At 68.6% G+C, this 12,734-nt stretch carries 11 protein-coding genes; 9 read left to right on the top strand and 2 right to left on the bottom strand.

Going from position 1 to position 12,734, the window contains the following annotated elements; translation table 11 throughout:
• The first annotated feature begins 127 nt into the window (after window positions 1-127).
• The 6 genes from V7060_RS10425 to V7060_RS10450 all read left to right on the top strand — a co-directional run bounded on the left by V7060_RS10425 (window position 128) and on the right by V7060_RS10450 (window position 6,965).
• Window positions 128-1,738 (top strand): hypothetical protein, encoded by a 1,611-nt coding sequence (locus V7060_RS10425; protein ID WP_334179171.1) that lies wholly within the window; start codon window positions 128-130, stop codon window positions 1,736-1,738.
• Between the two features lie 37 nt (window positions 1,739-1,775).
• Entirely contained in the window at window positions 1,776-2,537 is a 762-nt protein-coding gene (gene ubiE, locus V7060_RS10430) for a bifunctional demethylmenaquinone methyltransferase/2-methoxy-6-polyprenyl-1,4-benzoquinol methylase UbiE (protein ID WP_334179172.1), read from the top strand.
• 164 nt (window positions 2,538-2,701) lie between these two features.
• The gene (locus V7060_RS10435; RefSeq protein ID WP_334179173.1) at window positions 2,702-4,615 is read left to right on the top strand and encodes a M1 family metallopeptidase; all 1,914 of its coding nucleotides are present in this window, start codon (window positions 2,702-2,704) and stop codon (window positions 4,613-4,615) included.
• A 3-nt stretch (window positions 4,616-4,618) separates the two neighbouring features.
• Window positions 4,619-5,596, top strand: coding sequence for an alpha/beta hydrolase (locus V7060_RS10440; protein WP_334179174.1), 978 nt, complete (start codon window positions 4,619-4,621; stop codon window positions 5,594-5,596).
• A 14-nt stretch (window positions 5,597-5,610) separates the two neighbouring features.
• Complete coding sequence (locus V7060_RS10445; RefSeq protein ID WP_334179340.1) at window positions 5,611-6,336, top strand: hypothetical protein; 726 nt, start codon at window positions 5,611-5,613, stop codon at window positions 6,334-6,336.
• Complete coding sequence (locus V7060_RS10450) at window positions 6,333-6,965, top strand: HAD family hydrolase (protein ID WP_334179341.1); 633 nt, start codon at window positions 6,333-6,335, stop codon at window positions 6,963-6,965. The genes V7060_RS10445 and V7060_RS10450 overlap by 4 nt, the downstream gene beginning before the upstream one ends.
• 60 nt (window positions 6,966-7,025) lie before the next feature.
• Here the strand turns inward: V7060_RS10450 and V7060_RS10455 are convergent, their stop codons facing one another.
• Window positions 7,026-8,477, bottom strand: coding sequence for a diguanylate cyclase (locus V7060_RS10455; RefSeq protein ID WP_334179175.1), 1,452 nt, complete (start codon window positions 8,475-8,477; stop codon window positions 7,026-7,028).
• A 145-nt stretch (window positions 8,478-8,622) separates the two neighbouring features.
• Window positions 8,623-9,555, bottom strand: coding sequence for a carbohydrate kinase family protein (locus V7060_RS10460; protein ID WP_334179176.1), 933 nt, complete (start codon window positions 9,553-9,555; stop codon window positions 8,623-8,625).
• Window positions 9,556-9,872: 317 nt separating this feature from the next.
• Here V7060_RS10460 and V7060_RS10465 point away from each other — a divergent pair, with 317 nt between their 5' ends.
• The 3 genes from V7060_RS10465 (at window position 9,873) to mreD (ending at window position 12,734) form a co-directional block, all read left to right on the top strand.
• Complete coding sequence (locus V7060_RS10465; RefSeq protein ID WP_192270868.1) at window positions 9,873-10,919, top strand: rod shape-determining protein; 1,047 nt, start codon at window positions 9,873-9,875, stop codon at window positions 10,917-10,919.
• A 169-nt stretch (window positions 10,920-11,088) separates the two neighbouring features.
• The gene (mreC, locus tag V7060_RS10470; RefSeq protein WP_334179177.1) at window positions 11,089-12,252 is read left to right on the top strand and encodes a rod shape-determining protein MreC; all 1,164 of its coding nucleotides are present in this window, start codon (window positions 11,089-11,091) and stop codon (window positions 12,250-12,252) included.
• The gene (gene mreD / locus V7060_RS10475; protein WP_334179178.1) at window positions 12,249-12,734 is read left to right on the top strand and encodes a rod shape-determining protein MreD; all 486 of its coding nucleotides are present in this window, start codon (window positions 12,249-12,251) and stop codon (window positions 12,732-12,734) included. The genes mreC and mreD overlap by 4 nt, the downstream gene beginning before the upstream one ends.

Genomic DNA, 12,734 nt, shown 5'->3' on the forward strand with positions numbered 1-12,734 from the left:
CTTTGGCACTCCACCGCGATATCCCGGGTAGCCGTGCGTTTTCTTGTCATATCACGGCGGGGAGGCGGTCGTGGACGTGTCGGGGCGGATCATCGGTGTCAACCGTATGCAGGTGCGGTGCGGGGTCGTGCTGTTGATCGCCCTGTGCAGTGCCGTACCCCTGGCCAGGGGGGATGACATCGTGCAGGGCACGCTGCTCGTGCGTTGGGGCGACGGGCCGCAGGCAACGGTCGGTCGTGCGCCGGCGACGTCGCAGGTGGAGGCATGGCTCGAGGTGGGTCCCGGACTGCGTTACCGGCTGGATGTGGGTCAGGCCATGCCCGCGGCGGGAGATCTGCCTGCGCTCTCCAATCGTCGGGTAGCTGTGTCCTATGCATCCCGTCGCCTGCCTGCCGGGAATGCGGATGCGAGACAGGCAACGACGCCCGCCATCGACGCCATCGTGCCGGTGGACCGGTTGCCGGCGCGCGCGCTCGCGAAGGCGGCGAACGGTCGCATCGCCCTGGCCGCACCGGTGACGGGCAGTACGCGCTGGGTCACGCTGATGTGCAAGTTCGCCGACGTGGCGACCGAGCCGAAATCACGGGCGTTCTTCCAGTCGCAGTATGGCGATGCCCCCGGGCAGTTGGGCCACTACTGGTCGGAGGTGTCGTACGGGACGATCGATCTGGCCGGCAGCAGCGCACACGGGTGGTACACGTTGCCCGCACCCAGGTCGACCTACGTCACCGTGGTCGGCGGCAAGGCGCGCGCGGACCTGTCGCTGCTCTTCAACGATTGCACCGCCCAGGCCGAGTCGCAGGTCGATTTCCGCAACGTGCAGGGCATCAACCTGATGTTCAACGCCGAACTCGATGGCCGCGCCTGGGGTGGCGGTGCCTGCGGCCTGCTGGAGGGCGTGCATACATGCACGCGCGCGACATGGAGTCCGCCCTGGGCCTCGGACAACGTCGCCAGCCTGGCGCACGAGATGGGGCACGGTTACGGATTGCCGCATTCGGACAATTCCGACGGCGACGCCGATACCCACGACAACCCGTGGGACCTGATGAGCGATGCCTGGCGCCATGCCGCCACCGATCCCGTGCTGGGACTCCTGCCCAAGCACCTGAGCATGCATCAGCGCGACCGCCTGGGCTGGGTGTCCCCGGCACTGCGATACGTGGTGCCGGAAAACAATGCAGCGGTCCACGAGATCGTACTGGAGACCGCCGGCGTGTCACCGCCGGGCGGCGTGCGCCTGGTGGTGCTGGCCGGCGCGGCGCAACCGGACCCCTACCGCACCGAGTCCTACACGCTGGAAGCGCGGCGACGCAGTGGCACCTACGAATCCGGGCTGGCGGGCGATGCCGTCATCATCCATCGGGTGGCGGACAACGGCGTTGCCTACAGCGTCGACACGGATACGCCGCCCGCCGACCTGTCCGGCAACGAAGGCTCGATGCTGCGGGCAGGCGAGCAATGGAACACGCCGGATGGACGGCACTGGGTGTCGGTCATCGCATCGACGCCCACCGGCTTCCAGATTCGCATCGGACCGCGCCCGCGCGTGATGAGCGCCCCCGCGCCCGCGCGGGAACGCGCCGCGGCACCGCAGGCGTCGGCCGTGGGGCGGATCGGCGCCATGCAGGAGGGCGTTCGCAGGCTCTTGGAGGGGCATGCACGCGATACGCCGACATGCGGCACCCTCGTGCGTCGGTGGCAGGCATCGCCGGCGTGTGCCCCGTTCGAGCGATGAGCGGGCCGTGGCCGGCGGGTAGTGCGATAATCCGCCCATGAGCGAATCCCCCTACGAACGCGGCACCACCCACTTCGGCTTCCGCGACGTCGCCGCCAAGGACAAGCAGAAGCTCGTGGGCGAGGTCTTCACCTCGGTCGCCGGCAAGTACGACCTGATGAACGACCTGATGAGCCTCGGCATCCATCGGGTCTGGAAGCGCTACTTCGTCGGCACCTGCCAGGTGAAACGCGGCGACCGCGTGCTGGACCTGGCCGGCGGCACCGGCGACATCGCCGCGCTGCTGAAGGACCGCGTGGGCGACACCGGGCAGATCGTGCTGGGCGACATCAACGCCGGCATGCTGTCGGTCGGCCGCGACCGCATGACCGACCGCGGCGTGGTGCAGGGGCTGGAATACGTGCAGTGCAACGCTGAGGCGCTGCCGTTCCCGGACGCCAGCTTCGACCTGGTCACGATCGCTTTCGGCCTGCGCAATGTCACCGACAAGGCGGCCGCCCTGCGCGACATGCACCGCGTGCTGAAGGTCGGCGGACAGGCGCGCGTGCTGGAGTTCTCCGAGGTGACCGTGGACTGGTTCAAGCCGGTCTACGACTTCCACTCGTTCAAGGTGCTGCCGAAGCTGGGCCAGCTGTTCGCGCAGGACGCCGGCAGCTACCAGTACCTGGCCGAAAGCATCCGCCAGCATCCACCCCAGGCCGAACTGAAAGGGATGATGGACGAGGCCGGGTTCGCGCGGACCAGCTACAAGAACCTGTCCGCCGGCATCGTGGCCATCCACACCGGCTACAAGGTCTGACGACGCGCGCCGTCCCCCTGCTGGAGGGACTTCAGCCCCGACCGCCGCGATGGTCGGGGCTGAAGCCCCTCCAGCAGCAACGGGAATGGCGGGAATCGGGAAAGCGGCTCAGGGGCCGGGGAAGGTAAACTGCCCGCTTCCCCCGTATCACTGGAAGTCCCCTGATGCGTTCTCTGGCTTTGCTGTTGTCCTGCGCCGCCGTGCTGGCGGCCGGTTGTTCCAAGGAACCCGAACCCGCCCCCGTGGCCGCCACCCCCAAGCCCGCCATCGAGGCGCTCGTCGACCAGGACGAGCACTCCTACGCCGAACCGCGAAAGGTCGCCATCGACGACCTGGCGCTCGACATCGCCGTCGATTTCGACGCCAAGACCATCGGTGGCACCGCGACCTACACCCTGGACTGGAAGGACAAGGCCGCCACCCAACTGGTGCTGGACACGCGCGACCTGACCATCGCCAAGGTGGAAGGCGAGGCCAACGGCGCCTGGGCCCCGTTGCAGTACGCACTGGCCGCCAAGGATCCGGTGCTCGGCAGCAAGCTGACCATCGAGACGCCGGCCCGCAATGCCAAGGTCCGCGTCACCTACACCAGTTCGCCGGACGCCTCGGGCCTGCAGTGGCTGACGCCGGCGATGACCGAAGGCAAGCAGTTGCCCTTCATGTTCAGCCAGTCGCAGCAGATCCACGCCCGCAGTTGGGTGCCGCTGCAGGACACGCCGCAAGTGCGCTACACCTACACCGCGCACGTCACCTCGCGTCCGGACGTGATGGTGCTGATGAGCGCCGACAACGATCCGGCCGCCGTGCGCGACGGCGACTACACGTTCAAGATGCCGCAGAAGATCCCGTCGTACCTGATGGCGATCGCCGCCGGCGACCTGGTGTTCAAGCCGATCTCCGCGCGCAGCGGCGTGTGGGCCGAGCCGGCGATGGTCGACAAGGCCACCAAGGAATTCGAAGACACCGAGAAGATGATCGCCGCCACCGAGCAGCTGTACGGCCCCTACCGCTGGGACCGCTACGACATGCTGGTGCTGCCGCCGTCGTTCCCGTACGGCGGCATGGAGAATCCGCGCCTGAGCTTCATCACGCCCACCGTCATCGTCGGCGACAAGACGCTGGTCTCGCTGATCGCGCATGAACTGGCGCACAGCTGGTCGGGCAACCTGGTGACCTTCTCCAGCGCCAAGCATGGCTGGCTCAACGAAGGCTTCACCAGCTACGTCGAGAACCGCATCGTCGAGGCGCTATACGGCAAGGAAACCGCGAGCATGGAGTACGCCATCGCCCGCAATGCACTGAAGAAGGAAATCGGCACCATGCCCGAGGCGACCCAGTCGCTGGCGGTCAAGCCGGGCACGCAGCTGGACGCCGACGACGCGCTGAGCGCGGTGTCGTATGACAAGGGCGCATGGTTCCTGCAGTTCCTGGAAGAGCGTTTCGGCCGCCAGGAGTTCGACGCCTTCCTGCGCGGTTACTTCGACCACTTCGCGTTCCAGAGCATCACCACCGAGCAGTTCCTCGACTACGCGAAGAAGAACCTGTTCGACAAGCATCCCAACCTGGTGACCGACGCCGAGATCCAGGCCTGGGTCTACGGCACGGGCATCCCGGCCAATGCGCCGCAGGTGCAGTCGCGTGGCTTCTCCAACACCGATACCGCGCGCATCGCCTGGCAGGGCAGCGGCCAGTTGCCGAATGCCCAGCTGACCGATACCTGGGTGACCCAGCAGTGGGTGCATTTCCTGGAGGGCATGGGCGACAAGCTGACCGTCGAGCAGCTGAAGCAGCTGGACGGTGCCTACCACTTCACCGGCACGGCCAACGGCGAGATCGCGATGCGCTGGTATCCGCTGACGATCCGCAGCGGGTATGTGGAAGCACGCCCGGAGATCGCGAAGTTCATCGAGCGCGTCGGCCGTCGCAAGTTGATCATGCCGATCTACGAAGAACTGGTGAAGACGCCGGAAGGCCTGGCACTGGCGAAGGAAAGCTTCGCGCGCGCCAAGCCGGGCTACCACCCGATCACGACCGGTTCGGTCGAGGCGTTGCTGGCGAAGGCGTCGGCAGGCCAGTAAGGCATGGCGTCGCGCCTGACCCGCACACGGACGGTCGCCTTGCTGGCGGCCGTTCTTGTTTGCGCGCTGGCCGTGTGGATCTGGCGCGATCCGATGGCGCCGTTGCGCAACGGGCTGGCGCTGCAGGGCTGGTGGATCGACCTGTCCGAGCGGCACGTAGTGGTGGGCGACCATCGCTGGGTCTACGACACGCGCGAAGCCGACGACCCCGCCGCACCCACCGTGGTGATGGTGCATGGTTTCACCGGCGGCAAGGAGAACTGGTATCCGCTGGCGACCCGCCTGCGCGGCCGCTATCGGCTGGTGATCCCGGACCTGCCCGGCTGGGGAGAAAGCCAGCGCATCGCCGGTGCGGATTACGGGTTCAAGGCGCAGGCCGCGCGGCTGGCGGATTTCCTGCATTCGATCCGCCGCGATGGCAGCCCCGTGGTGCTGCTCGGGCATTCGATGGGCGGCGGGATCGTCGCCATCACCGCGGCGGAGCATCCCGAACTGGTCGCGCGCGTGGCCCTGATCGACGCGGCGGGCGTGCGGTTCGCCGACAATGCCTTCGGCCTGGAGGTGCTGGCCGGACGCAATCCGTTCGCGGTGTACGACGCGGCGTCCCTGCAGCGCTACCTCGATACCGTGTTCCACGACCGCGCCGCGCAGCCCGCGATTCCGTGGCCGGCGTCGAAGGCGGTGATCGACTGGCGCATCGCACAAGCACCGTTCGAGCAGCAGGTGCTGGACCGTATCGGTCGGAGCGATGAGCGCTTCCTGCCCGGCGAGATGGCGGCCTCGATCCGCCAGCCGACGCTGCTGCTGTGGTGCCGGCAGGACCGCGTGATCGATCCCAGCGCGATGGCGCTGTACGCGGAAAGAATCCCGCAGGCGCTCCAGGTTTCACTGGACGGTTGCGGTCACATGTCCATCATGGAAAAACCCGATGACGTGGCGGCTGCGGTCGCCCTGTTGATCCAGCAAGGAAATCCCCGATGACGATGAAGAACGCGATGTCTCCTTTCCTGTTGGCCGTCGCCTGCGCGCTGGCCGTGTCGGCCTGCGGCGACCGCGAGGCCGAGCGTGCCGCGGCGGCCGCCGCGCAGGCCGCGGCCATCGAGCAACAGGCCGACGAGCTGGCGAAGAAGTACGACAGCGCGGTGGCATCCAACGACTGGGACATGGCGCGCATCCACGGTGTCGCGCTGGTCGACCAGTACCCGCAGAGCGCGGCGGCCGAACGCATCGGTCCGTTGCTCGACGAAGTGAAGGGCAAGGCCGAGGGCGCGCGCGACCAGCGCCGGATGGAGGCGCTGTGGGCGTACGCCCAGGTGGCGGCCGATGGCGGTACCCAGCGTTCGGCGATGATCTACAGCAAGGAGCCGGTGGACGTGGACGGCAGCGGCGCCAAACCGGTGCAGCTGGTGTTCCGAGATCATCCCAAGTGGAAGCGCAGCAGCTACCTGGTGCTGCAGGCCAGCGACTTCGCCAAGGCCTGCTACCGCGGCTGCCAGGTGACCGTGGTGGCGGACGCGGCGGCACCGAAGCGCATGGCGGCGCACCGGCCGGATACCGATGAAGCCACCGCGATGTTCATCGACGACAACAAGGCACTGTGGCGCTTGGTGCGCAAGACGAAAGTGCTGGAAGTCGAGTTCATGGTGAAGGACGGCAGCACGCGCAAGGCCGTGTTCGAAACCGGCGGGCTGGATGGCAGCCAGATGCCGGGATGGGATTGACGTCCGTGCCGGCCAGTGCCGGGGCGCCGGCGCTGGCGAGCCTGCGCCACTGGGTGTTCGACCTGGATGGCACGCTGACCGAACCGGTGCACGACTTCGCGCTGATCCGGCGCGCGCTGGACATCCCGCCTGATGCGGACATCCTGGAGCACCTCGCGGCGCTGCCGCCCGGCCAGGCGAGCGCAAAGCACGCCTGGCTGATGCGGCACGAACGCGGCCTGGCCGAAGCGGCGACGGCCGCCGCAGGTGCCGTCGCGCTGGTAGGCGCCCTGCACGCACGCGGCTGCCGCCTCGGCATCCTTACCCGCAATGCACGCGAACTGGCGGCGGTGACGCTGGCGGCCATCGGCCTGGCGGACGTGTTCGATGAAGCCGACATCATCGGGCGCGATGAAGCGGCACCCAAACCGGCGCCGGATGGCCTGCACTACTTCGCAGGCCGCTGGAACGTATCGCCGGCGCAGATGGTGATGGTTGGCGACTACCGCTTCGATATCGAATGCGGCCGCGCCGCCGGCACGCATACCCTGCTGGTGAACGGCAGCGATGAGGCAGGGCAGGTGCAGGCGACGTGGCGACTGGCGAATTGCGCGGCGGTCCTGGCGGGCCTCGACCCCACGCATGCGTGAGCCGGGTTTTACGGACGCGGAGAGTCGAGGAAGCGCGCCCGGACAGGGCCGACGGATGCGCTAGGCGACCACCCGGTTCCGGCCCATCGCCTTGGCCCGGTAGAGCGCGGCATCGGCCTGGCTGAGCAACTGCTCCAGCGTATCCAGCGGCATCGACCCCGATGGCGAGGCCAGGCCGACGCTGACGGTGATGTCGAGCACGCGGCCATCGTCCAGCGCGATCGGTTGGCTGGCCGCCACGCGCAGGCGTTCGGCGACCTGATGTGCGTCGCCGGTACCCAGGCCCGGCAGCAGTGCCGCGAACTCCTCGCCGCCGAACCGCCCAAACAGCCCGTCGTCGCGCAGGTGCTCGCGCATGCGCGAGGCGAACGCCGTCAGCACGGCATCGCCGGCGGCGTGGCCATGGCGGTCGTTGACCGACTTGAAGTGGTCGATGTCCAGCATCATCGCGACGAAGGGCGTACCGCTCGCCTGCGCCTGTTCGGCCACCGTGCGACCGCGTCGCAGGAAGGCGCTGCGGTTCAGCGCGCCGGTCAGCGCGTCGTGGTCGGCCGCGTGGTTGAGCGTGGCCAGCAGTCGGTTGCGCGCCGCATTGACGCTGGCCACGGTCAGGGGCGCCACGGCCAGCAGCGCCATGCCCATGCGCAGCGAGATCACCGGCAACGGGCCTTCGGCCTGCACCTGCAGGTCGATCACGCCATGCGCGATGGCGATCAGCGTCCACATGCACAGCAACAAGGTGACCAGGGCGGTGGTGAACAAGCGGTAGGCCAGCGCGCACCACAGCAGCGCCGGTACCGGGAAGGCGATGGCGCCGGGACCGCCGATCACCACCCCCAGCACCACCGCCAGCGCGAGCGCCGCCAATGGCAGCAGTCGGGCCGGCCGACGCCGCAGGCGTGTCCATGTATCCGCCAGGCGCGCGACCGCGCCGGCCGGTGACGGCGCCAGCAGCACGACCGGCAGGATCGCCACGTAGCTGACCAGTTCGGCCGAGAACCAGAAGCCGCTGGCCTTCAGCATGTCCATGCGGACCAGCGTGTGCGAGGTCAGCGCGCCCACCACGCTGGCGCCCAGCGCGGCCACCGCCGACACCGCCAGTACGCCCAGCATCGATAGGGGGTGCTGCAGGTGGCGGTCTTCCTGGCGGACGTGGCGGAACAGCAGGAAGCCCGCCGCCACGCCGGCCAGGTTGGCGAGCGTCAGCCGCAAGGTGATGGGCAGCGAACTGCCGGTCAACACATCCGCCGCCACGTAGCCCAGGGCGGCGGCGGCCCAGCCGGCCGGCGATGCCAACGCCGGGCGCCGGGCGAACAGGCCCAGCAGCAGGGCATTGGTCGGCCAGAAGGTCGCCAGCTGATGCTCGGGCCGCGTCAGGATGCCGAGTCCGCTGGCGAGGAAGACGAGGGTGGCGACGCCGAGCGCCCGTCCCGCGAGCTGGCGGAATGCAACGGCGGACGAGACAGGGACGCCGACGTCCTGCGAAGGAGGTTGCCGATGCTGCGCGACCATGCTGCCCCTGCCCGTTGCCGACTGCGCGGGGCGCGACCGTCGGGCCGTCCCCCGGCCTTACCTTACGTTACAAACAGGGGGCGGTGGTGATCCGCGGCGCGGCTGGAAGAAGGCCGCACGCGCGGCCTCGGATCACACTTCACATTCAGAGCGCGTAGCCGAACTGCTGCTTGAACTGTTCGCTGAACTCGGCGAAGTCGAAGCGCTGGTTCTGCGTGCCCGGGTGCTCGACCTTCAGCGCTCCCATCAGGTTGCCCATGCGGCCGATGGTCAGCCAGTCGTAACCCTTCTCGATGCCGAAGATCAGGCCGGCGCGGAACGCGTCGCCGCAACCGGTCGGATCGGTCACGCGGCGCTCGTGCGCTGGCGGGATGTCGTAGGTCTTCTCGGGCGTGTGGATCTGCGAACCGTGCGGGCCGCGGGTGGTGATGTAGGCCTTCACCCGCTTGACGATGTCGGCCTCGCTCCAGCCGGTGCGCTCCTGCAGCAGGTTGGACTCGTAGTCGTTGACGGTGACGTAGTCCGCCAGTTCGATGAAATGGCGCAGTTCCTCGCCGTTGAACAGCGGCATGGCCTGGCCCGGGTCGAAGATGAAGGGGATGCCGGCCTCGGCGAACTCGGCGGCGTTCTGGATCATGCCCTCGCGGCCATCCGGACTGACGATGCCGAAGGTCACGCCGGCCACGTCCTTCACGTGGTTCTCGTAGCTGCGCATCATCGCGCCCGGATGGAACGCGGTGATCTGGTTGTTGTCGTGGTCGGTAGTGATGAACGCCTGCGGGGTGAACAGTTCGTCGATCACCTTCACCTGGGACAGGTTGATGTCCTGTTCGACGAAATGCTCGCGGTACGGGCCGAAGTCCTGGCCCACCGTCGCCATCGGGATGGGATCGCCGCCCAGCAGCTTCAGGTTGTAGGCGATGTTGCCGGCGCAGCCGCCGAACTCGCGGCGCATGCGCGGCACCAGGAACGACACGTTCAGGATGTGCACCTTGTCCGGCAGGATGTGGTTCTTGAACTGGTCCGGGAACACCATGATGGTGTCGTAGGCAAGGGAACCACAGATCAGTGCGGACATCGGCAGACTCGGCTGGAGGCGGGAGCGGCCGCAGGGGCCGCAGGAAAGCGGGACGTGCGCCCCATTCCCGGCGCGCCGGTGCGAAGGTTACCGGGTGGGCCGGGCCGGGGCCAGTCTTGATCGGCGTCGTCGGAGCGTGCGGCGCCGGCGCCCGCAGCCGCTCGCAGGCTGCACGAACACCGGTTTTCCCCGTGGATTCACGAGATTTTTCCTTGCCCGCGCCATGCCGCATTGTTAGGCTAGCGGACTTCGTTTTTGTGCAAAAAATCGCCAGCCCCGCGCGATTTTCACAGCCCCCAGCAGGAACCCGTCCCCCGATGTTCAAGAAGCTCCGCGGCATGTTCTCCAACGACCTGTCCATCGACCTGGGCACGGCCAACACCCTGATCTACGTGCGCGGGCAGGGCATCGTGCTGAACGAGCCGTCGGTCGTGGCGGTGCGCCAGGACCGTGCCATCGGCGGTTCGCGCTCGGTCGCCGCGGTCGGCGCCGAGGCCAAGCAGATGCTGGGCCGCACGCCGGGCCACATCACCACCATCCGCCCGATGAAGGACGGCGTGATCGCCGACTTCACCTACACCGAGGCGATGCTGAAGTACTTCATCAAGAAGGTGCACAAGTCGCGCTTCCTGCGCCCCAGCCCGCGCGTGCTGGTCTGCGTGCCGGCCGGCAGCACCCAGGTGGAGCGCCGCGCGATCAAGGAATCGGCCGAAGAGGCCGGCGCCCGCGACGTCTACCTGATCGAGGAACCGATGGCGGCCGCGATCGGCGCCGGCATGCCGGTGACCGAGGCGCGTGGCTCGATGGTCATCGACATCGGCGGCGGCACCACCGAGGTGGCGGTGATCTCGCTGAACGGCATCGTCTACTCGCAGTCGGTCCGCATCGGCGGCGACCGCTTCGACGAATTCATCACCAACTACGTGCGCCGCAACCACGGCATGCTGATCGGCGAGGCCACCGCCGAGCGGATCAAGCTGGAGATCGGCTGCGCCTATCCGCAGGCGGACGTGCAGGAAATGGAGATCTCCGGCCGCAACCTCGCCGAGGGCGTGCCGAAGATGATCAAGATCAACTCCAACGAAGTGCTGGAAGCCCTGCACGAGCCGCTGTCCGGCATCGTCAGCGCGGTCAAGCTGGCGCTGGAACAGACCCCGCCCGAACTGTGCGCCGACGTCGCCGAGCGCGGCATCGTGCTGACCGGTGGTGGTGCGCTGCTGCGTGACCTGGACCGCCTGATCAGCGAGGAAACCGGCCTGCACGTGCAGGTGGCGGACGATCCGCTGACCTGCGTGGCCCGCGGTGGCGGGCGCGCGCTGGAACTGGTCGACATGCACGGCAACGAGTTCTTCGCGCCGGAATGAGGCAGGGAATGGGGAATCGGGAGTGGGGAATCGGCGTTTCGCCTTTCCGTGTGCCTGATTCTTCCCTCCGACAACCGCTTTCGCGCCTCGTATGGGAGGCGCACGATCCGGAACGCCCTCCACGCGCGCTTCGCCATTCCCGAGTCTCCCTTCCCGATTCCCGGCCCTGATGCCTGCCTACGCCGGTCCTCCCGTCGCCACCCGCGGTGAAGTCACCAGCACGCTGCGGCTGCTGGGCTATCTGGCGCTCACCATCGCGCTGGTGATCCTGGACCACCGTGGCGGCTGGCTGTCGCAGCTGCGCGCGCAGGCCAACGTGGTGACCCAGCCGCTGTGGTGGGTGGCGGGCTTGCCCGGACGCGTAACGACGCGCGTACAGGACGATGCGGCCACCCGCACCGGCCTGATCGAAGAGAACCAGCGCCTGCGCAACGACATGCTGGTCGCCAACGCCCGGCTCGCCCGCCTGCAGACCGCGGCGGCCGACAACGCGCAGCTGCGCGCGCTGCTGGGCGTGAAAACCTCGCGCGGCCTGGACGTGCAGCTGGCACCGATCCTCGACATCGACCTCGCGCCGGGCCGCCAGCGGCTGGTGCTGGATGCGGGCAGCCGTGCCGGGGCGACGGTCGGCCAGTCGGTCATCGATGCCGGCGGCCTGATGGGCCAGATCATCCAGACCACCCCCGCCCACGCCACCGTGCTGCTGCTGACCGATCCCGACCACGCGGTGCCGGTCGTGGTCGCGCGCAACGGCGTGCGCCTGATCGTCTACGGCCGTGGTCGCAGCGATCTGCTGGAGCTGGCGGACGTGCCGCTCAACAGCGGTGTGGAGGTCGGCGACGTGCTGGTGACCTCGGGCTTGGGCGGCCGCTTCCCGGCCGGATTCCCGGTCGGCACGATCGCCGCGCTGCGCCCGGACGACAGCCATGCCTTCCTCGTCGGCGACGTCACTCCGGCCGCGCGCCTGGACCGCGGCCGCGACGTGCTGCTGCTGAAGTCGGCGCCGCCGCTGCCGTTGCCGCCGGCGGATCCGTCGCGCTTTTTGCCCGAGGCGGCGTCGCCAGCGTCAGGCTCAGCCGGTCCGGCGGAAACGGGACCGGCCGCGTCCGCAACCCAAAGCCCCTCTCCCACCGGGAGAGGGGTTGGGGTGAGGGGCAACGAAGGCAGTAATGCTGGTGCGACCAACACCGCATCCGCGCCCGCGACAGCTGCTCCGCAAGCCCCACGCTCCACGAACGCCCCGGCCCTCACCCCAACCCCTCTCCCGGCGGGAGAGCGGCTCAACGCGCGCCCGCGAAGCACTGAAACACCGCCCCGGGAGCCGCAGCGATGAGCCGCGCGCGTACCGGCTGGCTGATGCCGCTGAGCATCATCGTCGCGCTGCTGCTGGGCCTGCTGCCGCTGCCCGATGTGCTGCAGCCGCTGCGCCCGTACTGGCTGGCGCTGGTGGTGGCGTACTGGGTGATCGAGGCGCCGGACAGCGCCGGCCTCGGGTTCGCCGTGATCGTCGGTCTGGTCGCCGACCTGATGTTCGGCACCCTGCTGGGCGAACAGGCGCTGCGCCTGCTGATCATGGCCTTCATCCTGCAGCGCTTCCGCGCGCGGCTGCGGTTCTTCCCGATGTCGCAGCAGGCGCTGGCCATCGGCGGCCTGCTGCTCAATGACCGCATCGTCACCACCGTGGTGCACCTTGCGCTGGGCGAGCCGACGCTGCCCTGGGCGTACTGGTGGGCGCCGCTGGTGGGCATGCTGCTGTGGCCACCGCTGTTCGTGCTGATGGATGCGGTGCGGCTTGGTCGCCGCAAGCGGGGCTGA

Source organism: Pseudoxanthomonas sp. (assembly GCF_036845285.1).
Lineage (GTDB): Bacteria > Pseudomonadota > Gammaproteobacteria > Xanthomonadales > Xanthomonadaceae > Pseudoxanthomonas_A.